Below are 22,422 nucleotides of genomic sequence, written 5' to 3' on the forward strand. Positions count from 1 at the left end.
CTGAATATTCAATTTAACCCACCTACTTTAGATGGGTTAAAAAGATAAAAAGAGATTAAGATTGACGTTTTAAAGCAGAACCAATTCCTAATACTCCTAAACTCAATAATCCTAGCACTGATGAAGGTTCGGGAATAGAAGGAGGAGGAGAGGAAAGAGCTATCACTGAGACATTATCCAACGCAGGACCATAAGGTGTATCGACTAAATTTAGAAAACTAAGGGTAGTTGTTGTTCCAGTGGCAGTAAAACCCCAAGATTTTGATACCCATCCCATGTTTGAACGGCTTTTTCCTGTTATGTCGAAAGAAAAGTCAGCAGAATTTCCTCCTGCACTCACTCTCATCTCTTTAATAGTAGGACTGTAGTCTGTATTACCCGCCAGATCAAAAGTCACCCGATAAGTCTCACCGACAGTTGTGTTAAAGGTTTGCTGAATTCCACCGGCATTCGCTCCAGATAGATCCAGATTTCTACTACCCTCAGAAGCTTGCCAATAAGTTCCTATATAATCAATTGTTCCTTGGCTGACCGTCCATCCTGTAATTGCTGTGGAACCAGCATCAAGTCCCACAAAATCACCAGGGTTAGGGTTGACGGTAGCCGTCTCAAAACTGCCATTTTGAATCAAATTTGCTGCTTGTACAGGGGTGACTATCAAAGCACTCACCGCCAAGACAGAGGAAGCAATTGAGAGTTTTAATAAGCTATGCTTACCCCCCCCCCCGCAAATCAATCAGTTTTGCTAATTTTTGAGTCATAATTAAAAACTCCATTTTTAGATAAACAACCACAGCATAGCACAGAAAACCTCAAACTAGATGAAAAAATGATTAATTTTTTGCTCAAGATGGCCCCAAACGAGCTTCGGGATAGAGAAACTTGTGGCAAGATATAACCAAGGGGTATTTGGGGAAGAAACTGGACCACGGAAGAACTTCTAGAATCAAAGGCTTTACTCCCAAAAGGTGATACCAAAGGTTCACCGGCGATTGTAGAAGACCTTGAAGATACGAGCAAAAATGGGATTATTAGCACCATTCGTGGTTATGCTGTTATCTTATTACTTCATTTAATTAAACAACAGGCAGAAAACCGAACCACTCGTTCCCGGGATGTCTCCATTCGCAATAGTGTTAGAGAAATCCAACGCCAAAATAAACGCCGAAAAGCGGCAGGATATTATCTAAGTGATGAGGAATTAACAGACACTTTAAATGATGCTTATCCTAATGCTTCAGATGCCGCTTCTTTAGAAGTCGAATCAGGTCGTTATCAATCGGAGAAACTAGAAGCTATAATTGACAAAAATAAACTGATTAGTGATGCTTTCCTTCTCATCAAAAACGTCTCTCCCTAGAAAGATTATGATAAACTCAATCTCTCAAGAACAAGCCCAAGAAATGTTACGTTGGTTAAACAAAAATCGTGACACCGTGATTGATTTGTATAAAAATCAGTACATTGCCTATAATGAAAAAGGGGTGATTGCTCACGGTGAAAATTTACAGAATGTTCTGGAAGAAGCCAGGACAACCAATCAAGAATTTGTCATTTGTCTTGTTCCTCGTTGTCGTTATTCTATGCAAATTCTAGCCGTTCAAGTTTAAAGTAGTTTAGGATGATTTTGACAACGGCAAAATTCTATGAAAATAACCCTTTATCAACCGACATTATCTTTATTATTGCTGCTCTTGCTATCCGGTGGTTGTGCAGTCAATCAGGAAAAAGGGAAAACCACCACTCCGCCGGCGCCTCCCCTAGCAGAAATCGTTCCTTGGCAGACCGTCGAACGGGTTACTATTTTAAAAGCCGATCAGGATCCCATCTATGCTTTAGCTATTAGTCCCGATAACTCCCTGCTGCTGAGTGGTAGTTTTGACGGCACGGTTAGGGAATGGGACCTAAAAACTCAAAAACCTCTCAGGACTTGGCAACTAGGTGATACTGTTAACGCTATCCAATTTAGTCCCGACGGTGAGAGTTTCGTAACTGCCGATGCGGGGGGAAAAGTGCAACGCTGGAATACGCGCACGGGAAAATTAGAAATGACCTATCCTGGCCATGCTTTTCTCGTTACCGATGCCGCTATTTCTCCCGATGGCAAAATTTTGGCCACGGGTAGCTGGGATCGTACTGTTAAACTCTGGGATTTTCAGACGGGTACACTGTTAAAAACCCTGCGCGGTCATAATCATCCGATTCAGGCGATCGCATTTAGTCCCGATGGTAAAGGAATTGTTAGCGCCGATTACGATGGCTTCGTTAAACTGTGGAAAGTGAGTACCGGTCGCTTTATTCGTGCCTATGCGGGTAATTTATTCCCGGTTTATCGGGTGCTTTTTTCCAAGGATGGTAATACCGCCGGTACTGCTAGTCAAGACGGTTCGATCCGCGGTTGGCAAGTGAAAAGCGGCATCGGCACCACTACTATTCTCGCCCATAACGACGCTGTTACCGATATGGCCTTGCTGGATGGGGGTAAAGTTTTGGCCAGCACTTCCGGGGATGGAACTGTGAAATTTTGGGATGTTAATACCCGTCAGCATTTGAATACCCTGAAGGGAAACGTCATCTTAAGAATGGTTGCCAGTCGAGATGGTCGTTGGTTAGTCACTGGAGATCGGGACGGTGCGATCGCACTGTGGCGGGGAATCTAATTAACTATAATTAAGACTAAGTGAGTGGGTGGAATTAAATATAAGATGAACGTAGGTTGGGTTGAAGCATGAAACCCAACGCCCGCTCAGGTTACGCTACCGCTAACCCATCCTACAAATAATTGTGCCTCCCTACTTAGAGTGTTTTCTAGGGCGAAATATAGCTATGGCAGCAGTGATTTTAAACTTAGATACAGTCAATCTCAGCGATGAGCAGTTTTACTGTCTCTGTCAAGTTAACCCAGATTGGCAACTGGAAAGAAACGTTCAAGGAGAATTAATTGTCATGCCACCTGTTGGGGGAATTAGCGGCAACCGAGAGGCCGATTTTATTAGTTTACTTTGGTTGTGGAATCATCAAACCCGATTGGGTAAAGTCTTTAGTTCGGCGACGATTTTTCGTTTACCGAATGGCGGAGATCGCGCTCCCGATGCCGCTTGGGTGAGTTTAACTCGTTGGCAAGCTCTGAGTCGAGAAGAACAGGAGAAATTTCCGCCTATTTGTCCCGATTTCGTTATTGAACTGCGCTCCCGTAGCGATTCCCTCCCAGAAATTCAGGCTAAAATGCAGGAATATCTCCACAGTGGTTTGCGATTAGGTTGGCTAGTTAATCCTCAACAACAACAGGTGGAAATTTATCGTCCTCAGCAACCCGTAGAAATTATAGAACTACCGGCTAATTTAAGCGGAGAGGATGTCTTACCCGGCTTTAGTCTATTTATCTCTATTTTTGAGTAAAATATAGTCAAGACTGATGTATGATTCCACTTGTAAATTTATCGCCCTGGAATATTCGAGAGATTTAGCCACTTGGTTATCAGGTAAACCTTTGGATTTAACCGAAATTAAACCCTCAGAGTTGTCGTTAGAGCCGATAAGAGCCGATGGTTTAATCTTTTTGGAGTCAGAAGAATTAATCTTACATATTGAGTTCCAAACCGACATCTTAAGAATGGTTGCCAGTCGAGATGGTCGTTGGTTAGTCACTGGAGATCGGGACGGTGCGATCGCACTGTGGCGGGGAATCTAATTAACTATAATTAAGACTAGAGTGTTTTCTAGGGTGAAATATAGCTATGGCAGCAGTGATTTTAAACTTAGATACAGTCAATCTCAGCGATGAGCAGTTTTACCGTCTCTGTCAAGTTAACCCAGATTGGCAACTGGAAAGAAACGTTCAAGGAGAATTAATTGTCATGCCACCTGTTGGGGGAATTAGCGGCAACCGAGAGGCCGATTTTATCATTGACTTAGGTATCTGGAATCGTCAAACCCGATTGGGTAAAGTCTTTAGTTCGGCGACGATTTTTCGTTTACCGAATGGCGGAGATCGCGCTCCCGATGCCGCTTGGGTGAGTTTAACTCGTTGGCAAGCTCTGAGTCGAGAAGAACAGGAGAAATTTCCGCCTATTTGTCCCGATTTCGTTATTGAACTGCGCTCCCGTAGCGATTCCCTCCCAGAAATTCAGGCTAAAATGCAGGAATATCTCCACAGTGGTTTGCGATTAGGTTGGCTAGTTAATCCTCAACAACAACAGGTGGAAATTTATCGTCCTCAGCAACCCGTAGAAATTATAGAACTACCGGCTAATTTAAGCGGAGAGGATGTCTTACCCGGCTTTAGTCTATTTATCTCTATTTTTGAGTAAAATATAGTCAAGACTGATGTATGATTCCACTTGTAAATTTATCGCCCTGGAATATTCGAGAGATTTAGCCACTTGGTTATCAGGTAAACCTTTGGATTTAACCGAAATTAAACCCTCAGAGTTGTCGTTAGAGCCGATAAGAGCCGATGGTTTAATCTTTTTGGAGTCAGAAGAATTAATCTTACATATTGAGTTCCAAACCGACCCTAAAGAGGATATTCCCTATAGAATGCTCGATTATGCCACAAGACTCTATCGACGCTATCAAGGCCAACCTATCTATCAGGTAGTGATTTATCTAAGGAAAAGTACCTTACCCCTAGTCAGACAGAATGACTATCAACAGGGAAAAACTTATCATCAATTTGAGGTGATTAGACTATGGGAACAACCCTATCAACCCTTATTGCAAGCACCTGGACTATTGCCCTTTGCTATACTAGGTCAAGCTGAGGAGCAAGAGAATTTACTGCGGCAAATCGCCCAAAAAATCGAACAAATCAGCGACAGTCGAGAACAAAGCAATCTGGCTGCCTCCACCGCAATTCTCGCCGGATTAGTATTAAACAAAGACATCATTCAACAATTGTTGAGGAAGGATATTATGAAAGAATCTGTCATCTATCAGGAAATTAAAGGGGAAGGAAGACAAGAAGAAGCCATCAATTTGCTTCTACGTCTATTAAATCGGCGTATAGGTGGCATTTCTGCCGAATTATCCGCCAATATCCAAAGTCTTTCTCTAGAAAATTTAGAAAACTTAGGAGAAGCTTTATTAGATTTCCAGTCAGTAGAGGATTTAGAACAATGGCTAGAAAATGAGCGTTTTTAACTAATTTACTGCGGTTATTTTTATTCTATTAATTCCCTCTATTATCATTATGTCAGATCATCAAGCTAGTTATGCCGTCAATGCAATGTTAGGTCGATTGTATTTGAAAAATAAGGCGTTTCAGTCCCTAAGTTTTGAAGAACAACAGTCGATAGTTTTGGACATAATTAAAGAATCATTCCGTTGCGATGTCAATATCGGTGAAATTCTCAGTAATGAGTGTTTTTATGATTTTGATGATGTGGAAGAACAGAGAACGATAGCAACGATATTTCAAATTTGTTCCTACTGTGGTCAAGCATCAGCTAACGTACAAGACGATGGAGATAATTTTAGCAAAGCAGCAATTTGTTCCGCTTGTCTTGCTCAATATTTCCCCGGTGGATATTAGAGATAATTTAATCTCAACCTAGGGATAATCAATATTCAACAATTGTTGAGGAAGGACATTATGAAAGAATCTGTTATCTATCAGGAAATTAAAGAGGAAGGAAGACAAGAAGGAGCTGTCAACTTGCTTCTACGTCAATTAAATCGGCGTATAGGTGGCATTTCTGCCGAATTATCCACCAATATCCAAAGTCTTTCTCTAGAAAATTTAGAAAACTTAGGAGAAGCTTTATTAGATTTTCAGTCAGTAGATGATTTAGAACAATGGCTAGAAAATGAGAGTTTTTAACTAAAATTACTGTCCAAATAAAACCGAACTATTGCCAGATCCTTGGAACAAGATCCAGGTCATCAGCAGATTAGATACAAAAATCGCTAAGAGCATAGTGACTACGGCTGCGGTAGTAGCTTGGCCGACTCCTTTAGCACCGCCATCGGTCGTTAAACCCCAATTACAGCCGATAATCGCGATTAAAGCCCCAAAAACCACCCCTTTAACCGGTCCACTCAGCACATCTCCCACACCCAGAAAACCGCGAACCGAGTCGAGAAAAACTGAATTAGCAATCCCGTATAAACTTTGGCCGACTAGCAAACCGCTACCTAAACCGATCAGCAACGCCATAACACTCAAAGCGGGAACCATCAGACAACAGGCAATTAAACGGGGCAGCACCAGATATTCTACAGGATCGGTTTTGAGCATATAGAGTGCGTCGATCTGCTCTGTCACCTTCATGGTGCCGATTTCCGCCGCAAAAGCCGATCCTACCCGACCGGCTACCACGATCGCCATCATAATGGGACAGAGTTCCCGACCGAGAGCAAGGGCCAAAATTCCCCCCACCATACTGCCAGCACCCAAAGCTTGGAACTCCCGCGCCACTTGGATCGTAAAAATCATCCCGATCACCGCAGCCGTGATCATGGCGATAATCAGCGAGGCGGGCCCGGCTGCTACCATTTGTTCTTGGGTGACGCGCCAATCGGGTTGGCGCGTGAATAGGAAGTAAAAAACCCTGCCGGTTAATAGTACCGCTAACCAACAGCGCCGAAACCAGGAGCTTAATTCCTTGCTAAAAATTGCCAATAAATCCTTCATGGCCCTCAAAATCGATCGGACTAGAGAAAAGTCTATCCTGTTTTGTCTTCTAACTCCCATTCCCTACCATGCTATGGATAGTGCAGAATTTTTGTACTAGACCTCTGGCAAAAATCAAAAATCTTCCGTTAGGTGAGGAGTAAGGAGCCAGTAGTCTCGGAGTCAGGAAAATTAAGAATGAGCATTAATCAATTAAATGCTCTATTTAGTGATTTTAGGCAATTTTATGCCTATTTTTCTCATTTTTGCCCTCTCAAAAATTAATTATGGAAGAACTCTAGTATAGACCTCCTTTCCACACAGAAACCAGAAGAGCCGAATAGATCAATGAATTACTTTTCATTCCCAGAAAAAGCGATTGATCAGATGCTTTGATCTTGTACGCACAAAAATGTATATATTGATGATATGGTCTTCGACTGGGACAACAATAAAAACCAAAGCAATCTCATCAAACACGGTATCAGTTTCGAGGAAGCGATCGCTATATTCGCTGATCCTTCTATCCTGACCTTTGAGGATACCCGATGCAACTATGGGGAAACGAGATTTGTTTCAATAGGGCAAATAACGCTTACAACCCAAGAAAAGAAAGCGATCATCGTAGTTATTCATACTCAAAGAAATCAAAGCATTCGTCTCATATCAGCCAGAAAAGCCAATGAACGGGAGAGAAAACGCTATGAGCAACCCTGAATTTTCCCTTGATATGCCTCTTAAAGAGCGACAAGAGAAATTTATGCAAATGTCCGATGAGAATATTGATTATTCAGATATTCCTCCCCTAGATGATGAATTTTTCAAGAATGCTAAACTGGTCAAACCAAATCCACAAACAGAGCAAATTAGTATCAGGTTGGATTCAGAAATCCTTGAGTGGTTTAGGAATCATGCTCAAGAAAAGAGCTATCACGACCTGATTAATGATGTATTACTAACCTACGTCAAACATCAATCCCAATAGCCGATTATCTGCCGAGTAAAGAACCTCGAAGAAGCGGTTATAAATGGCAATGATTACAAGCTCAATTGCAGCGTTTGCCTAAATTAACTTGTAATATGGTAATTTTTTGTTTATTTAATCTAGAATTTAGTCGTTAATGGAAAGGAATGATTTCTTTCGTCATCAACCGGTTTCTTCTTTCTTGATTGTTTGTGGTGGTCATAGCGGCTGAACTTGACAATAATCCTAATTATTATAGGCGATCGCCTAATCACTCACCACAAAACGCAATCGCCTCCTAACTAATGAGAAGATAAGGGATAAGTCGGTTGATTAGGGTTTTTATTAAGGGTTTGACAATCCGCTAAGTATTGTTCAATAACAGTTTTAAAAGCCTGTTCTAGTTCATCAACGGAAAGACCATCAAAAACGATAATATCTTCTATGTTGATGACACGACCAAAAAATAAGCGATCGCTCTCGTCGTATTCAATCACAGCTTCATAGCCTTTGTATTGCATCATCGTTTTTTGGCTGTTTTGTGTTCGTTGGCTAACTATAGCTTGACTGCTAACCCACTACCTTGATAGTACGAGTGTTAAAATCAATCGCAGGAGCTAAAACTGCGATCGCTGATTAATTGGTAGTTATAAAAAAATGCAATCACTATTTCAAAATCATAGGAGATAGCAATTCTAGAGATTATTATTGATCTTTAAAAATCTCATTATCTTTATCTTAAGATAAAGTTTAATCTACTAAATCTTCATAATTATTTACTCGCTCTCTACATAACTTAATAAAGTTAGCAGTTTCTTCATCATGTTGCTGATAAATATTTTTTGCTTTATTCATTTGTATATCTTCGATTTTTTCTTTATTTCTTTCTCTAAGTCGGATATATTCAATCATTAAAGCTTCAATATTTAGCTGAAAATTTTTTAGTTCTTTCATTTTTGAGAGTTCTTTTTCTGCCATTTTGCCAAGATTTTCTTGATTCATTCTATCGATAGTTTCTTTCTCAAGCAGTTTTTCATAAAGACCTTCTTTCGACAAGATTTTTACCAAAACTGGAGCAATTTCAATAATAATTAATAACAGAGTAATTAATTTATTTGTAATAGCAATAGCAGGATCATCTTTCGATAATGCTTCTAGGGCTGAGATACGATCTAAAAGACTTCCTTCTTGCCATTCCTTTTTCTGCGGTGTCTTGATACTCAAACTTGATTGTTGTTTTTTGATTAAACTATTTTTTTCCTTGAGTAAATCTTGGATTCTACTATCCAAAAAAGTAACACTTTTTTCTATTGTTTCTACATTTTTTTGTCTTTCTTTTGCAATAGTACCGACACCGGGTTTACCTGTCACACCTTTACCTTCTATTTCTTCTATCGCATCTATACGAGCTTTTTGTAAAGCGTCTGAAGCTTGATTTTTTTCTCTTGTGAGATTGTCAATCTCTTCATTGATTTTATTGATTCTTTTGACATCTGGAGTATCTTGATCTTTTCTGCTTTCTTCTCTTTCTCTTTCTCTTCTTTGTTGGCTAATTTTTTGATTGATTTCACTCTCAAACAATCTTAACTCTAGAGGTTTAGCAACGATAAAACCTAAAAGAATCGCTATGCTTAAGCGAGTGGCGGCTCCTACCCAAAATTGTAGTTTTGATGAAGACTTATTTTGACTAGCTGTAAGTATAAAAAAGCGATCTAAGTTAAAAATTATGCTACCCCAAATAAAACCCAAAGAAATTGAAATTGTTAAAGAGCCAAAAACCGTAAAAAGTGCATAGCCTCCTGAACAAAAAGCCATTATTGCCGTGAGAATAACGGTGGTGCCGATAGACTCATATTTATACCTTTCTGTGCGGCAGCTTTCTTGAGACAAAATTTCTTGATCTGCACCAGCAGACCAGATTAAAAGTTTTTGTAGAGAATTGAGTCGTGTTTTAGTTAGCACTTGATTACCTTAGTTAATGGTTATACTTCTTAATTCAGAGCAAAAATAAAGGAATTAACGCTCTCTGAATTTAATCATTTTCAGAAGGGGGGAGAATCTCATATTCTCGTGACATATTAATTTGCTCATTTTGTCTTTTTGATTTCAGGGAGTCTCTTAAGATTTCTAGGAACGCCATCTGCATAGCACTGGCTTCAACAATCCCTCCACCACCAGAAGTATTACCACCACCGCTACTAGCACCAATAAACACTTCTGGAAGTTTAATTTGGGTGTTGGCGTATGCCTCAGCCCATTTCCCTTCTGATTCTAACTGAGCATAAATCGCAGGACTAAGAACCTGAACTCTTTGACGAAACTCTTCCATACGAATACCAGACTCAATTTTCTCGTCTTCGGTTTTCATGTCAGATTCTGCCCGCATCCGCTTTAACTCAAGCTCATCTTTTTCTTGTTGAATTTGTGCATCTGCTTTTGATTCCTCAAGTTTAGCTTTAGCATTAAGAGTTGCTACCTCTAAATTACTTTGAGCCTCAACTATTTTGATTTGAGCTTTGTTTTCCTCTTGCTGTTTGATGAGAGACTGACGGGCTTGTTCAGTTAACTCTTGTTGTTTATAGTTTTCGGCTTGTTGTTGTAGAATTTGACGTTCTCTTAATAGCTCCTCCAATTCATCAGGCAAATCAATGTCTGTAATCAATGTCTGGATTGACTGTACGCCATAATCATTAAGTGCCTTTTTAATAAAATCTGCTGCATGCTTTTGAATAGCGCTTCGCTTACTAAAAAAATCAAGAGCCTCAAAATACTGAGCGGCATTCTGAAAATAAGAATTCACTAAAGGGGCTAAAACTCTACCGACTAAATTTCTGATAGCAGGAGATTTAACAGATTTCTTATCAGTAATATTATCAAGAGCATTAGAATACTCTAGGCTCAAAGGATCAATTGCTTGAGTACCGACTTTGAGAATCATTTGTGGAGCATCTTTTGCTGCTATGCAGATAGTCTGAGTTAATTGCAACTGAAAAACAAAACCATCTTTTGATCGAAGTTGTAATGGCTCAAGGATTTTATCATAATTATCCGCATCTTTTCCTTCCGCTTTAGACCACTCTAGGATAATCTCGTTTGTCGGAACAACATGAACACTTTGAATTCTTCTGTTTATCGGATACTTACTTGGTAGAAGGGGCTTGCGCTGTACGCCTTTTTCTCCTTCTTTTGAAAGCCGATCATCATTTTCTGACTCGTTATCTTTGCCGACATAAGAAATAATCACCCCGACTTGCTCGGCAAGAATTTCAATCAATGGTACTTGCTCAACACAAACAAACCAGGGATTGAGAATCCAGGAACCTTCCTGTAAAAATTCTTCCTGTAAGCCTTTATAGCCCCCAGCTTCGATAAACTTTTGGGGTTTCTGAAAATTATCATGACCTTTAATTGTATCCCCAGCAATTACACCTTCAGGAAGAGTTTTTCCTTCAAGTGTAGTAACAATACCGATTTTGTCTTTGGCCACAGTATAAACCTTTAATTCTTCAGGGTTTACATTGTACTGAGTGGCATTAGCAGAAGTAATAACAGTCAACAAGTCAGTGTTGATCTGATAAGTCCTCGCAGGTAGAACTGCCAACTGTTTGCCACTTTCACCACCATTTTTAATAAAAGCTTCAGCATCTTCAAAATTTTGGCATTCAACAACTTTACCTAAATTCCTATCTTCGGGACGGGTTGACCCATCGGTAGCCACAACTAAACCAATTTCTCCTTGGGGAATTTTAGTGACTGAATCAATTTTAATTTCAAACAAATCAGTATTAATTTGATAGGTGCTAGGTGTTAAAAAGGCTAATTGTTTACCACTTTCTCCGCCACTATTGATAAAAGCTTGAGCATCTTGAAAATTATTGCATTCAACAACCTTACCAAAAGTTCGATTTGGAGGCAACGGCTTGCCAAAGGTAGCCCGAACCAATCCTACTTGATCCTCCGCAATGCGAATACATTTTACATTTTTTACTTTAAAGATATTGGTATTAATCTGATAGGTATTGGCGGTTAAAATTGTCAGTTGTTTACCACTTTGACCACCATTGTCCCAAAAAGCTTGGGCATTTTGAAAATTATTGCATTCTACAAACTTGGCAAAGGCTTGACCTGGCGGTAGAGGTTTACCATCTCTAGCTTCCACGAGTCCTACTTCGTCTTCACGGATACGAATAAAATTAACAATCTCAACAGAGAATAGCTCAGTATTAATATAATAAGTACCATTAGTCAAAATAGCTCGTTGTTTTCCTTTTTGTCCACCATTGTCAATAAATGCCCTAGCATCTTGAAAATCGTTACACTCGACAACTTTTCCAAAGTTTTCTCCTGGAGGTAAGCTTGCCCCGTCTTTTGCATCCACTAATCCCACCTGATCAGAAGCAATCACAATTGCCTTAGCAATGCGAATTTCCACATTAGGCAAACTCAAATGCCGTCCAGGGGTAAGCACATCGGCTTGTAAACCACTTTCTCCATTGAGAGCAACTCGACGACCCGCAGGCAAGGGACGACCAAATCGTTTATAAACAATGCCTACTTCATCTTCTTTGATATTAATAAAAACCATTGATTTTGTCTCCTTTTGTTGTATTTTTTAAAAGTCTAAGGTTTCTGATTTTAAAAGAACTCACATCTCCTCTGTGTCTCTAAAGAAAAATAAGCTCATTAATTCTTTATTTTTTTCGATATTGATGTGATAACGCTCACACCACTCAATAATCTCAGAAGTGGCTTTTTCTTTTTTTTGCTTCGACTAGACCAATTTTACCCGACGGAATTTCAATTATATCAAAAGACATTTTTCACCTCCCTATTCAGGAAATTTTTGATAAGAAAGAAAAAACTTGAATATCCTTCTTTGTGTGTCCAGATCACAGCTACTACCAGGAAACCAAAAAGTCGGTAAATGTCCATCGGGCGCACGTCTGGAAAAATCAAAGCTATCATAACTCAATAGCCAATGCCCCTCTACCTGCCAACCAACTTTATCGGCAAAATCACCAAATAATATATTATAGCTGACTTGTGAATGGTCAATGGATTCAACCTGAGTAACGTCCAGCCAGATTTTCTTTTGTACACTGTAACCGAATTTACCATCACTTGCCGCCAACCACAAATTATTTATTTTTTGTAGGCTTTCAATTGGAATTTTTTTAACGTTTTCGTCTGTTAGCCAACCTTTTTGAGTTGGTTTTGGCCTTCCTCTTCTTTCAGTTGTGTCGGCAATACGAAGCAGAATCTGCATTGTTTCTTTGTCCGCTTCTTTCCAGTTTTCTTTATCTAAATAAATTGAAAGCTGTTCGTAACCTTCTTGTGGTTCAGGTCTGTCCTCTTGATCTAGCCGTAATCTTGCTTCATCCGCTGGACTAGACGCTAATACCAGAATTGTTTTTGATGAAATATTTTGAGGAGTTTCTTTTTGTTGGGCTGATGAGACATCCTGCCCTATTACTTTTTTAGGCGTTGCACCGCCTTCATCAAAGTAGGAAAATGGCGACTTAAGAAGTTTTCCGTGTCCAACTCAGCCTCGTAGGAAATTCCCACAAAAGGGGGAATCGAAGAAACAACCGCTTTAAGTTTAGCGGCGGCTGTTGGACCGGGTTCTTCGACTTTAGCGAGGATTTTTTGCAAATATTCTATAACTTCTGCATTTTCTTCCCGAAGTTGTCCGACTCCTTCCACAAATTCGGCGATAACAACTTCTGCGTCTGCTTCTGAGATTTGAACTAAATTAGACTGACCAGCGATAATTTGCCAATATTCCTGTTCATAATCTCGAATGGGTTTAAGAATTTCAAGCCGAAGTTGCTGTTTTAGGATTGTTTTATCACCTCTTGCAGCCACAATAATAGCCTCTTCTTTCTCCCTTCTTTGTTCGTAAAGCAGTTCAAGATGGGATTCAATCTCATTCAGACGATTTTTGTTCATAGCTTAATTCTTCACCTTCAATTAGTCTGGTAATAGTGACATACTCGTCGCTAAAAGCGAGGGCTTCCTCTTTCATCGGCCAATGCCTCCGCCAAGTGGTTCCTTAGCTTTGGTCTTACTCAGCCTCCGCAGGTTTTGCTCTTCCCTAAAGAAGGCACTAACTGGCGTAATAGTTTCCTATCACCGAGGCAGACTCTCTGTGTCCCAAAGAGTATAAGTAGGGTTTTTTTGTCTCCCAGTCATAATCTCACAATAACAATTAGCGGGCCTTGGGGCAATTCTAGCTAATTAGAATTGGAGGTGTCTAGTCTTTATACAGTCGAAAAATGTAGCGGGGGCATTCATCCGACATTTTAGGTAAAATTTCCCAGATTTTCAGATATTCTCGCTAACTACTTTTGTAGTTCTTCATTAGCCCGAAAAATCGCTTCTTGACCATCACTAGAGGCCACAAAACCCATAAAAGCTTTGACTGCTTCACTAGCAGGTTCTTTGTAAACGTAGTAAAGGGTACGCTGCCAGGGATAATTAGGTTCACTGGGTAAAATTCCCTCAATAGCGAGCGCTCTGACGGTTTTTTGGTTGACGATTTGGCTATAGGTTGCGTAACTAATGCCATTCAGTCCCAAAACTCGCAAAATCGGGGTAGTGGCATCCCTCTCCATCATTTGAAAATTAGTTCCTGTACCAAATTCTCCCCCTTGCAGCACTTCCTCACGAAAACTTTGATAAGTGCCACTAATAGGGGGACGATTAATCACTTGAATAGTAGCAGCAGAACCGCCCACCTCCGACCAAGAGGTGATTTTTCCGGTAAAAATATCTTTAACTTGGGTAGTGGTTAACCCCCCCGCAAAGGGATTTTTTACCCCCACCACAATAGCGATCGCATCTCGAACAATCGGACTAGAAGCCAATCCCTGAGAGCGTTCTGACTCGGTTAAAGGTCGTGACACCGCCGCAATATCGATCGCCCCCCGGGCCACTTCCTCTAATCCCCTATCAGATCCTTGAGCATTTGTCAAGACCTCTACCCCCTGAAATTTGGCAGTTAAAGCGGCTTTTAAGGCTTGATTAATCTGTACCATACTGGTAGAGCCGTTAATGCGAATTGTCGTGCCACTGGGGATAGAAGTCGGTGGGGCAAAACTAACCACTTCCTGGGGGGAAGGGGGAGGGGGTAGGGGAGAGGAGGCACTTCCCGATGTGGGGGATTTTTGCGGACTTTTACCGCTGCCACAGAGAAAGAATTCTTGACCCGCAGCACATTGACTTTGCAGCCAGAAGTAACCTCCACCTAAAATGCCCGCAGTGGCTAAAAGAGCGATTATTAAAGCAGTTGTTTCGTTTTTTTGAGACATACCCATCATTTGCTGACATTAGGGGGTTGATCGCCAGGAGACCGGTGATCAATGGAAGTTTCGATGATATTATCTTAGTGCATGGAAATCCACTCTTAATTTAGGACTGTATATCATGACCCACGCACCTATATCCCCAGTCGTGCTGGTTATCCTTGATGGTTGGGGTTATCGCCCGCAAAGGTCGGATAATGCGATCGCAATGGCGAAAACCCCGATTATGGATAGTCTCTGGGAAGTTTATCCCCACACCCTAATCCGCACCTCCGCTAAGGATGTGGGACTACCGGAAGGACAGATGGGCAACTCGGAAGTTGGCCACCTAAATATCGGAGCGGGGCGAGTCGTACCACAGGAGTTAGTACGGATTTCCGATGCGATCGAAGATGGTTCGATTCAACAAAATCAGGCTTTATTAAAACTCTGCGCCGAGATTCGCCCTAAAAAAAGCAAATTACACCTGATTGGTTTATGTTCCGAGGGAGGAGTCCATTCCCATCTCGATCACTTACTGGGATTATTAGACTTAGCGAAAGTGCAAGGGATTAGCGATGTCTGCATTCATGTCATCACCGATGGTCGCGATACCAATGTCACCGACGGAATGCCAGCTATTAAACGGATTCAAGAACATATTAATAAAATCAAACTCGGTCGCCTGGTGACTCTCAGTGGCCGTTATTATGCCATGGATCGGGATCGCCGTTGGGATCGGGTGGAAAAAGCCTATAACGTGATGACCAGTGATCAAGGTATCGACGGACGATCGATCACGGAAGTATTACAGGCATTTTATGATCAAAATATTACCGATGAATTTATTCCCCCCACCAGAATTGCACCGGGGGCGATCGAAGCAGGCGATGGGGTGATATTCTATAATTTCCGTCCCGATCGAGCTAGACAGTTATGTTATGCCCTGACTATGCCCGATTTTGAAGATTTCGATCGAGATTTAATTTCTCCCCTCAGTTTTGTCACTTTCACCCAATACGATCCGAAATTACCGGTAGATGTGGCCTTTGCTCCCCAGAATTTAAATAATATTTTAGGACAGGTGATCGCTCAACAGGGATTAAAACAGTTTCGTTGTGCGGAAACCGAAAAGTATCCCCACGTCACCTACTTTTTTAATGGGGGATTAGAAAAACCCTTTGAGGGAGAAGTGCGCGAATTAATTCCTAGTCCGAAAGTCGCCACCTATGACCAAGCACCGGCTATGTCGGCGGCCGCAGTGACAGCAGCGGTCTCTGCGGCGATTGAACAGGGGATCTATAGTCTCGTGGTAGTCAATTACGCTAACCCCGATATGGTGGGTCATACGGGCATTTTAGACGCGGCCATGAAAGCAGTGGAAACGGTGGATCTATGCTTGGCTAAGTTGTTAAGTAGCATCAATAAATTGGGGGGAACAGTGTTAATCACTGCCGACCACGGTAACGCGGAAACGATGGTGGATGAGTCGGGTAATCCTTGGACGGCCCACACGACTAATCCCGTTCCTTTAATTTTAATTGAAGGGGAAGGAAGAAAAATACCTGGCCACGGTGGCGATGTGCAGCTGCGGGATGATGGTCGTTTAGCTGATATTGCCCCCACTATCCTGGAAATTCTCTCTATTCCCGTCCCGGTGGAAATGACTGGGCGATCGCTGATTAAACCGGCCGAAGTGGAAATTAAAGCCAGTCGCACTCCCGTCCGCATCTCGCTTTAACAGTGATCAGTAATCAGTAATCAGTAATCAGTGGAAATAATTAAAAAATTGGCTAATTAGCAGAAAAATGACCGATAAAAGCCGCTCTCTTGTAGTTATGGTGATCAGCAAATCTTATCGAAGAAAGGGCGTAGGGCATCTTTGAATGTAAGATAATGAACATTTTTCAGCCAATTTCCGAGAGAGCCATAAAAATTTAAAACTTACATCTGATAACTGATAACTGATAACTGATAACTGATGATAACTGCTATACTTTGTAATGGAAAATAGAGAGTAATAATCATGACAGTGGTGCTGGTAGTACAGATTATTTGGGCGCTGGCGGCGGCCTTTCTGGCGATTTTGGTGTTATTACACAGTCCCAAAGGGGATGGTATTGGCGGTATTGGCGGCCAATCACAGATTTTTACCAGCGCAAAAACGGCGGAAAAAACCTTAAATCAGGTGACTTGGGCGTTGGGGACGGTATTTATCACCCTAACTATTGTACTGAGCGCCGGCTGGTTAAATCGCTAAATGCTAAGAGGTCGGTTCTCTTTTCTAGGACTCGCAGCCTTGGCGAGTTTTTTGCTGTTTTCCTATTCTTTGATCGCCGACAGTCGATCGCTACCGGAGTTAAAAACCCATCCTTTACCCGCTAATTTAGCCCAATGGCAAGAGCAAAACCAGTCCGGGGATTATTTTGATGCCGTGGAAATCAGTCCCGTGGGGGCGTTGATTTGGTCGCAATTTCCCGTGAAGATTTATGTTCACAGCGATCGCAGTTCTTGGCTGAGTTTGGTACAACAGGCGATCGCTGAATGGGGGCAGTATTTGCCGATGGAGTTGGTAAATCGGGCAGAATTGGCCGATATCCTCATTAAACGGGAGTTACCGCCGTCGGGAGTCCGTTTTAATGCCGAAACGGGTAAGTTAGAACTGCCCCGGGTGCGTTCTGCCATAACACAATACGAGATTTTTGTCAAGGAAAATCGCCTAACTCATCGGATGAGTATCCAGATTAGTCCTAATTTAGCCGATCGGTCGGCCTTAGCGGCAGCGCGGCACGAATTAGGTCACGCTTTGGGAATTTGGGGTCATAGTCCCCTAGAGACGGATGTAATGTATTTCGCTCAAACTAGAGATATTGCCCCGATTTCTAGCCGGGATATTAACACTTTAAAAAAGGTTTATCAGCAGCCAACTCAGTTAGGTTGGCAGATGGATCAGCTAGGGTATCTAATGCCTGAATAGGTAAATATTGCTCTTCAGTCGGTTCTGCTATTAAAAAGTATAAGTTATGGATATACTTAGTATAACTGACTAAGATCCAGAAGGTTAACCATCGCTTAAACCTCTATTTCCTCTAGCCATGTTTTAATCGCACTGATTAACTTGGGTTGTTGGGGAGGGGTGTTGCTGACTCAAGCTATGAATGCCAACTGTGCATCCTATCCAAAAGTTAGTTTGGCTCTAGGTTTTAAAAACCCCACACAAGAAGATTCCTATTGCAAATCAGCAACCCCAATCTTTGCCACCCTCTACAACTAAGCCAATACTAGAAACATATTGTACGGGTTTGCCTAACATTAAGGGATCTATTTCTCCCCAATCGTAAGGTTCATAATCTTCTAAACGAGATAGTTCGCTATCTAACCAATCATCTCTAGGGGCTGTTTTTTCCGAGGGATTGGGCTGTTTCAGGGAGTCTAAGGGTTTAGTCATGGGGAAAAAATGAGTTGGGAATTTATGGGACGTAACGCGCCATGGAAGTGGGAATGGTTTGCCATCGGGAGGCAAATCCGCGGGTTTCAAAATGTCCTATGCACAAACATTTTACCCATTATTGACCAACTCTTTAGTTCATCTAAACCTCTATTTCCTCTAGCCATGTCTAAATCGCGCTGATTAAGTTGGGTTGTTGGGGAGGGAAGGTGAAAAAGTTGGTAGGGAAACTGACAGAGAATCGTTACCAATTTTCTCAATTCCTGAGATATATTTAATGGATGAAGTTCGATGTAAAGATTAAATCTCTGTTTCTATTGGTATGTTAGTGGGTGTATCTTGACTGATTAAAATTAAATTAGATACAGGGGTGTAAATATCACACTCAATTTCTGGTACTCGAATCGTTACAATTAATGTATAGCGAACAGGTTGATCATGGCGTTCCTCTTGTGTTTGTTCTTTCCACCATCCACCAACAGGATAAACGCCTATCATTCCTCTACTTGCTAAATCGACGGCCGTTCCTGTCCATATATCAGAATGAAGTGAACCTTGACTCCTTAAATGAGGACCCAAAAACCAGTTATCTTCCTCTTTACTGCCAGAAATATTTTTTTCTTCTTTTCTGGTAGCTTTATTAATTCTATGTCGAAATTGGTCATGGGTCTCTAAAGGTTTTTTTACTTGAAATCTGAGTCCATAAGAGGCATAATGGTGTTTTCTTTTATAACCTCGCTCCCCTGGATTAGGTTCTATAAAATACGATAAAGTTACTCTCAGTTCTACCTTGGCTTCTCCTAATTGTTCTAGCTTTTCTTTTGGCCAGGGTAAGCTATGAAGATTCATTTTGTCTGTTTTAATGACACTACCATCTTTTTTAAAAGGTGTCAATTGATCTTCAATAACCATTGTTAAGTCACTATTTGAACTTTTTAAAGCTCTGTCTAAATCAGGAACACCATATCCATAGCGACGAATCAAATTTTTTTTATCTTGCTGCTTCAATTTCTTTGGAAAATTAGCTATCATCCTAACAGTCCATTCGGCTGAATGAACGATTAAAGCGCGTATTGTTTCTGGCCAATATTTGGGATTTTCTGAAAGAATTCGAGCAGCCATATAACTAGCGAGTGCAGTTGCACAACTGGTATCACACATATAAGTAAACAATTTATAGTTATGACTATGAGCAGTTGTTAATAAGCATAAATCGTCAATCATTTGTGCATAATTTTCCCCATCTGAGGCATAATTTCCCCCTTCACAAACAATATCAGGACGAATTGGCCATTGATTTTCCCAAGAAACAGAAGTACAACTTTTAGGAGATAAATCACCCCAAGGAGCTACAGGTTGCCAACCGTGAAAGTCGGGATGACTGATATTAACTTTTTCAGTGTAAGCTCCCACAACAAGAGCATTCCAAGCTTGTGCTGGGTTTTCAATTGTTGCCACATCATTGCGGGTTAAATAATCAGATAAAGATATTTCTTCTCTGATATTTCCTGCTGAAATAATGATTAATCGCTTAAAATTATCTTCACCAAAAGATAGTTGATCTATTGCTGCTGACCATGAGGAGGGAGTTCCATAATTTGGTGATGGCTGCTCGCTAGTTACAGCCATACAGAAAATACGTTTTCGCTTGGGATTTTGTATTTCTGGACGAGAGACTGCTTGCTCTGTAATTGCGCCATAAAGTTCAGGATCATTTTGTCCGACAGGAGGGAGAATTTTAACTGATTCTAAACGGTGAATAAGCGTTATATATCCTTGTGTTTGTAAAGCCTCATATAAATCATCATAAAGAATTAAACCCGCCATTTCTGTACCATGTGTATTATGAGGATCATGAGTTCCCCAATTAGGATCACAAGTATATAAATCACTACTATCAAGACCTTTTTCAATCAGTTTATGTCGTCTATTAACTCCATAATCAAGAAGACAGACAGCAACAGCATTATCTCTAGGAGGTAAAGTTCGATTCCATAAATCCTCGACCCATTCCTCCTTTTCAATTAATTTCATATCAAGAAAAAAGGAAGGCGTATCTTTAGCAATTCAAAATTCTGCAACCGTATCAGAATTTTGAAGAACTTGCTGTATTTTTTCTACATTAGCCATAGCTAAAGTAACAGTTCTTTCGGGAAAATGTATATGAAATTTAGTCATAATATCGAGTCTTTGAGCAATGGTTTGGAAGTCTTCAAGTTGTCCACGACGTAACCATACTTCCCACCATATTGATTGTCCATTCTGAGGAAATAAAGCAGGATCATCAGTAAATAATGATTGAACTGTACCAATTTCAACGTTTTCTAGTCGTGTTATTAGGGCTGCATTTTTTGGGTTTCCTTTTGTTGTTTCTTCATCACGATATTCTTCTACTTTGTTCTCAAAAAATTCTGTCGCTGACTCTGGTACAAAAACAGTAGCCTTAACTATATTTTCTTGTTCAGGAGAAGGCTTAACAGCAACTAATTCAATTTTTTTGCGTTTATCTCCTAAATTTTCAAAAGCATTCGCTTGATCTTTTGTTACCTGAAATTCTAAATAGAATCCGGGTTGTCCGACGGCAATTGCCGATAAACGGGATTCTAATTGTTGACGAGCTTTCGTAATCGCTTCACCAATAGCAAGTTCTAATTTTGCAGCGTGTTCTATTCTGTTCCGATCGGGTGGTGGTGGAGCATTAACTGAGCGCGGTGAAGTATAATCGGCGCTTTTACGAAATTTATCGTTATTCCGTAGATACAAGTGAGGAAGACGGCGAGAACGTTGCGACATTATGGGATTAGGTTTTATTCATTGAAGTTTAGGTCTTTACGTTCCATAATAGCTGAAATCAGAGAATCTTCGCTCACCTTCTGACTATTTGACAAAACAGCTTGCTTGGCTGCGTCATCTGTCGCTCTGACAATTTCAGCTTGAGCGAGTCCATTGGCTTGATTAAGAATGTTTGACCAATCTTTCCAGTCAATTTCAAAAGAAATAAGACGAGATTCAATCAATTCACGAATAATTGCGGCATCAGGAAGCTGATATTCAATTACATCATCAAAACGCCTAAAAAGAGCTTTGTCTAGTAACTGAGGATGATTAGTTGCTGCCAAAATCAAACTATCCCCTTGCTCTTGTTCTAAAAACATCAAAAAAGAATTGAGAATGCGACGAATTTCTCCCACGTCGTTAGAATTGTGACGTTGAGTCCCAATCGCATCAAATTCATCAAAAAAATAGACCCCTTTTGTTATTGTCATTGCCTCAAAAATCACTTTTAAACGACTAGCCGTTTCTCCCATATACTTGCCCATTAGACTATCGTATAAAGTCGTAAACAAAGGTAATTTAAGCTCTCCTGCTAAAGCTTCAGCCGTCATTGTTTTACCAGAACCCGGTGGACCTACTAACAACAGCTTTCGACGAGGCGTAAGATTATGTTCTCTGAGTCTTTTTCCTTGTCTTTGTTCAGTTAATACTCGTTTAAGTCTAAATTCAAGGTCAGAGGTTAAAATCATATCCGATAATCGAGTATCGGGATATCTGACCGAAACCAGATTGGCTAAATCTCCTTTTGGTTGTACTAAAGGAATTGGATCAGATTTTTTTTCAATAACCGATTTACTAGCCTTTGCTTGGTCAATTAATTCGCGAATTTCTTGGGCTAACTTACCATGTCCTTGTCTTGCTTCGTGTGCAGCCATCTGTAGGGCAGCAGAATAAAATTGCTGCTCTTCTCCTTCTAGATGACTTTTTAGAAGTGCTAGGATATGGCGAGCGGTGGACATGATACCTCGTTAAGTTAAACTCCCCATCATACTCAATGATTTTAACTGTGACAGGCACTATACAAAGAATAATTTCCCTTTTGGACTAATTTTGATCGGTATAGTTAAATTGTACTAAATAAATTGTCGTATTAGCTAGGGGAAACCCGTATTTGGTCTTTCTCTTGCTTTCGTGGTTATTCGATAATTTTCCTGCTTCTCCCTAAAAATTACCGTCCCGCTCGCTAAACTGCCAAATTGATAAGATCCTTTGACCTTTCGCCGCCCTATTGAGCAAAACTAGGTATAAACACTTTCTTAAGAATTAACCTATGTCACAA

The 22,422-nt window shown here is 40.7% G+C and carries 24 protein-coding genes and 2 pseudogenes; 14 read left to right on the top strand and 12 right to left on the bottom strand.

The window, feature by feature from the left end; all coding sequences use genetic code 11:
- Positions 1-55: 55 nt before the first annotated feature.
- A complete protein-coding gene (locus H6F92_RS21125) occupies positions 56-670 on the bottom strand; it encodes a choice-of-anchor C family PEP-CTERM protein (protein WP_265795686.1) in 615 nt (204 codons plus the stop codon).
- A gap of 237 nt (positions 671-907) precedes the next feature.
- On the opposite strand from H6F92_RS21125, the gene H6F92_RS21130 reads away from it, so the two are divergent.
- The 9 genes and pseudogenes from H6F92_RS21130 to H6F92_RS21170 form a co-directional block, all read left to right on the top strand.
- Positions 908-1,360, top strand: a complete 453-nt coding sequence (locus H6F92_RS21130) for a DUF29 family protein (protein ID WP_190359385.1) — start codon at positions 908-910, stop codon at positions 1,358-1,360.
- A gap of 7 nt (positions 1,361-1,367) precedes the next feature.
- Positions 1,368-1,610, top strand: coding sequence for a DUF5678 domain-containing protein (locus tag H6F92_RS21135; protein WP_190359369.1), 243 nt, complete (start codon positions 1,368-1,370; stop codon positions 1,608-1,610).
- Positions 1,611-1,646: 36 nt separating this feature from the next.
- A complete protein-coding gene (locus H6F92_RS21140; protein ID WP_190359370.1) occupies positions 1,647-2,660 on the top strand; it encodes a WD40 repeat domain-containing protein in 1,014 nt (337 codons plus the stop codon).
- 166 nt (positions 2,661-2,826) lie between these two features.
- Positions 2,827-3,399 (top strand): Uma2 family endonuclease, encoded by a 573-nt coding sequence (locus tag H6F92_RS21145; protein WP_190359371.1) that lies wholly within the window; start codon positions 2,827-2,829, stop codon positions 3,397-3,399.
- 16 nt (positions 3,400-3,415) lie between these two features.
- A pseudogene (locus tag H6F92_RS21150) lies at positions 3,416-3,604 on the top strand (hypothetical protein); the annotation flags it as partial.
- Positions 3,605-3,737: 133 nt separating this feature from the next.
- The gene (locus H6F92_RS21155) at positions 3,738-4,310 is read left to right on the top strand and encodes a Uma2 family endonuclease (RefSeq protein WP_190359372.1); all 573 of its coding nucleotides are present in this window, start codon (positions 3,738-3,740) and stop codon (positions 4,308-4,310) included.
- Positions 4,311-4,326: 16 nt separating this feature from the next.
- Positions 4,327-5,142 carry a DUF4351 domain-containing protein gene (locus H6F92_RS21160; protein WP_190359373.1) on the top strand — a complete coding sequence of 272 codons (816 nt, stop codon included), beginning with the start codon at positions 4,327-4,329 and terminating at the stop codon, positions 5,140-5,142.
- Between the two features lie 49 nt (positions 5,143-5,191).
- Complete coding sequence (locus H6F92_RS21165; protein WP_002748850.1) at positions 5,192-5,533, top strand: hypothetical protein; 342 nt, start codon at positions 5,192-5,194, stop codon at positions 5,531-5,533.
- A gap of 33 nt (positions 5,534-5,566) precedes the next feature.
- A pseudogene (locus H6F92_RS21170) lies at positions 5,567-5,821 on the top strand (DUF4351 domain-containing protein); the annotation flags it as partial.
- Positions 5,822-5,827: 6 nt separating this feature from the next.
- Here H6F92_RS21170 and H6F92_RS21175 read toward each other — a convergent pair.
- Positions 5,828-6,634, bottom strand: coding sequence for an MlaE family lipid ABC transporter permease subunit (locus tag H6F92_RS21175; RefSeq protein WP_002798033.1), 807 nt, complete (start codon positions 6,632-6,634; stop codon positions 5,828-5,830).
- A gap of 408 nt (positions 6,635-7,042) precedes the next feature.
- Between H6F92_RS21175 and H6F92_RS21180 the strand changes: the two genes are divergently transcribed.
- Entirely contained in the window at positions 7,043-7,330 is a 288-nt protein-coding gene (locus H6F92_RS21180; protein WP_149986751.1) for a BrnT family toxin, read from the top strand.
- Positions 7,317-7,598, top strand: a complete 282-nt coding sequence (locus tag H6F92_RS21185) for a BrnA antitoxin family protein (RefSeq protein ID WP_002798057.1) — start codon at positions 7,317-7,319, stop codon at positions 7,596-7,598. The genes H6F92_RS21180 and H6F92_RS21185 overlap by 14 nt, the downstream gene beginning before the upstream one ends.
- A 281-nt stretch (positions 7,599-7,879) precedes the next feature.
- On the opposite strand, the gene H6F92_RS21190 is transcribed toward H6F92_RS21185, so the two are convergent.
- The 6 genes from H6F92_RS21190 to H6F92_RS21215 all read right to left on the bottom strand — a co-directional run bounded on the left by H6F92_RS21190 (position 7,880) and on the right by H6F92_RS21215 (position 14,896).
- Complete coding sequence (locus H6F92_RS21190; RefSeq protein WP_012266176.1) at positions 7,880-8,098, bottom strand: hypothetical protein; 219 nt, start codon at positions 8,096-8,098, stop codon at positions 7,880-7,882.
- Positions 8,099-8,327: 229 nt separating this feature from the next.
- A complete protein-coding gene (locus H6F92_RS21195) occupies positions 8,328-9,539 on the bottom strand; it encodes a DUF4407 domain-containing protein (RefSeq protein ID WP_190359375.1) in 1,212 nt (403 codons plus the stop codon).
- Between the two features lie 70 nt (positions 9,540-9,609).
- Entirely contained in the window at positions 9,610-12,162 is a 2,553-nt protein-coding gene (locus H6F92_RS21200; RefSeq protein ID WP_190359376.1) for an SPFH domain-containing protein, read from the bottom strand.
- Between the two features lie 243 nt (positions 12,163-12,405).
- Positions 12,406-13,047 carry a GUN4 domain-containing protein gene (locus tag H6F92_RS21205; protein ID WP_322874225.1) on the bottom strand — a complete coding sequence of 214 codons (642 nt, stop codon included), beginning with the start codon at positions 13,045-13,047 and terminating at the stop codon, positions 12,406-12,408.
- Positions 13,047-13,526, bottom strand: a complete 480-nt coding sequence (locus H6F92_RS21210) for a hypothetical protein (protein ID WP_190359377.1) — start codon at positions 13,524-13,526, stop codon at positions 13,047-13,049. Before H6F92_RS21210 ends, H6F92_RS21205 begins: the two co-directional genes overlap by 1 nt.
- A 392-nt stretch (positions 13,527-13,918) precedes the next feature.
- A complete protein-coding gene (locus H6F92_RS21215) occupies positions 13,919-14,896 on the bottom strand; it encodes a phosphate ABC transporter substrate-binding protein (protein ID WP_190359378.1) in 978 nt (325 codons plus the stop codon).
- A gap of 106 nt (positions 14,897-15,002) precedes the next feature.
- On the opposite strand from H6F92_RS21215, the gene gpmI reads away from it, so the two are divergent.
- From gpmI to H6F92_RS21230, 3 genes are all read left to right on the top strand, one after another.
- Positions 15,003-16,601: a 2,3-bisphosphoglycerate-independent phosphoglycerate mutase gene (gene gpmI, locus H6F92_RS21220; protein WP_103112002.1), complete on the top strand. Its 1,599-nt coding sequence runs from the start codon at positions 15,003-15,005 to the stop codon at positions 16,599-16,601.
- A 285-nt stretch (positions 16,602-16,886) separates the two neighbouring features.
- Positions 16,887-17,120, top strand: a complete 234-nt coding sequence (secG, locus tag H6F92_RS21225) for a preprotein translocase subunit SecG (protein WP_002736485.1) — start codon at positions 16,887-16,889, stop codon at positions 17,118-17,120.
- On the top strand, positions 17,121-17,837 hold the full coding sequence (locus H6F92_RS21230) for a peptidase (RefSeq protein WP_190359379.1): 717 nt from the start codon (positions 17,121-17,123) through the stop codon (positions 17,835-17,837).
- 261 nt (positions 17,838-18,098) lie between these two features.
- Here H6F92_RS21230 and H6F92_RS21235 read toward each other — a convergent pair whose 3' ends face one another.
- From H6F92_RS21235 to H6F92_RS21245, 4 genes are all read right to left on the bottom strand, one after another.
- On the bottom strand, positions 18,099-18,308 hold the full coding sequence (locus H6F92_RS21235; protein ID WP_002761322.1) for a hypothetical protein: 210 nt from the start codon (positions 18,306-18,308) through the stop codon (positions 18,099-18,101).
- A gap of 300 nt (positions 18,309-18,608) precedes the next feature.
- The gene (locus H6F92_RS21240; protein ID WP_199308285.1) at positions 18,609-20,342 is read right to left on the bottom strand and encodes a S8 family peptidase; all 1,734 of its coding nucleotides are present in this window, start codon (positions 20,340-20,342) and stop codon (positions 18,609-18,611) included.
- A 33-nt stretch (positions 20,343-20,375) separates the two neighbouring features.
- Positions 20,376-21,101: a hypothetical protein gene (locus H6F92_RS25480; protein WP_199308286.1), complete on the bottom strand. Its 726-nt coding sequence runs from the start codon at positions 21,099-21,101 to the stop codon at positions 20,376-20,378.
- 14 nt (positions 21,102-21,115) lie between these two features.
- Positions 21,116-22,018 carry an AAA family ATPase gene (locus tag H6F92_RS21245; protein WP_242030223.1) on the bottom strand — a complete coding sequence of 301 codons (903 nt, stop codon included), beginning with the start codon at positions 22,016-22,018 and terminating at the stop codon, positions 21,116-21,118.
- Positions 22,019-22,422: the final 404 nt, after the last annotated feature.

The sequence above is a fragment of the Microcystis wesenbergii FACHB-1317 genome, assembly GCF_014696875.1.
Lineage (GTDB): Bacteria > Cyanobacteriota > Cyanobacteriia > Cyanobacteriales > Microcystaceae > Microcystis > Microcystis wesenbergii_A.

Excerpts from the sequence above, each read along its gene's own strand:
- H6F92_RS21200 (WP_190359376.1), bottom strand. The coding sequence starts at position 12,162 with ATGGTTTTTATTAATATCAAAGAAGATGAAGTAGGCATTGTTTATAAA.
- H6F92_RS21245 (WP_242030223.1), bottom strand. The coding sequence starts at position 22,018 with ATGGCTGCACACGAAGCAAGACAAGGACATGGTAAGTTAGCCCAAGAA.
- H6F92_RS25480 (WP_199308286.1), bottom strand. The coding sequence starts at position 21,101 with ATGTCGCAACGTTCTCGCCGTCTTCCTCACTTGTATCTACGGAATAAC.
- H6F92_RS21145 (WP_190359371.1), top strand. The coding sequence starts at position 2,827 with ATGGCAGCAGTGATTTTAAACTTAGATACAGTCAATCTCAGCGATGAG.
- H6F92_RS21160 (WP_190359373.1), top strand. The coding sequence starts at position 4,327 with ATGTATGATTCCACTTGTAAATTTATCGCCCTGGAATATTCGAGAGAT.
- H6F92_RS21215 (WP_190359378.1), bottom strand. The coding sequence starts at position 14,896 with ATGATGGGTATGTCTCAAAAAAACGAAACAACTGCTTTAATAATCGCT.
- H6F92_RS21180 (WP_149986751.1), top strand. The coding sequence starts at position 7,043 with ATGGTCTTCGACTGGGACAACAATAAAAACCAAAGCAATCTCATCAAA.
- H6F92_RS21210 (WP_190359377.1), bottom strand. The coding sequence starts at position 13,526 with ATGAACAAAAATCGTCTGAATGAGATTGAATCCCATCTTGAACTGCTT.
- H6F92_RS21155 (WP_190359372.1), top strand. The coding sequence starts at position 3,738 with ATGGCAGCAGTGATTTTAAACTTAGATACAGTCAATCTCAGCGATGAG.
- H6F92_RS21175 (WP_002798033.1), bottom strand. The coding sequence starts at position 6,634 with ATGAAGGATTTATTGGCAATTTTTAGCAAGGAATTAAGCTCCTGGTTT.
- H6F92_RS21165 (WP_002748850.1), top strand. The coding sequence starts at position 5,192 with ATGTCAGATCATCAAGCTAGTTATGCCGTCAATGCAATGTTAGGTCGA.
- gpmI (WP_103112002.1), top strand. The coding sequence starts at position 15,003 with ATGACCCACGCACCTATATCCCCAGTCGTGCTGGTTATCCTTGATGGT.
- H6F92_RS21190 (WP_012266176.1), bottom strand. The coding sequence starts at position 8,098 with ATGCAATACAAAGGCTATGAAGCTGTGATTGAATACGACGAGAGCGAT.
- secG (WP_002736485.1), top strand. The coding sequence starts at position 16,887 with ATGACAGTGGTGCTGGTAGTACAGATTATTTGGGCGCTGGCGGCGGCC.
- H6F92_RS21140 (WP_190359370.1), top strand. The coding sequence starts at position 1,647 with ATGAAAATAACCCTTTATCAACCGACATTATCTTTATTATTGCTGCTC.
- H6F92_RS21135 (WP_190359369.1), top strand. The coding sequence starts at position 1,368 with ATGATAAACTCAATCTCTCAAGAACAAGCCCAAGAAATGTTACGTTGG.
- H6F92_RS21235 (WP_002761322.1), bottom strand. The coding sequence starts at position 18,308 with ATGACTAAACCCTTAGACTCCCTGAAACAGCCCAATCCCTCGGAAAAA.
- H6F92_RS21230 (WP_190359379.1), top strand. The coding sequence starts at position 17,121 with ATGCTAAGAGGTCGGTTCTCTTTTCTAGGACTCGCAGCCTTGGCGAGT.
- H6F92_RS21185 (WP_002798057.1), top strand. The coding sequence starts at position 7,317 with ATGAGCAACCCTGAATTTTCCCTTGATATGCCTCTTAAAGAGCGACAA.
- H6F92_RS21240 (WP_199308285.1), bottom strand. The coding sequence starts at position 20,342 with ATGAAATTAATTGAAAAGGAGGAATGGGTCGAGGATTTATGGAATCGA.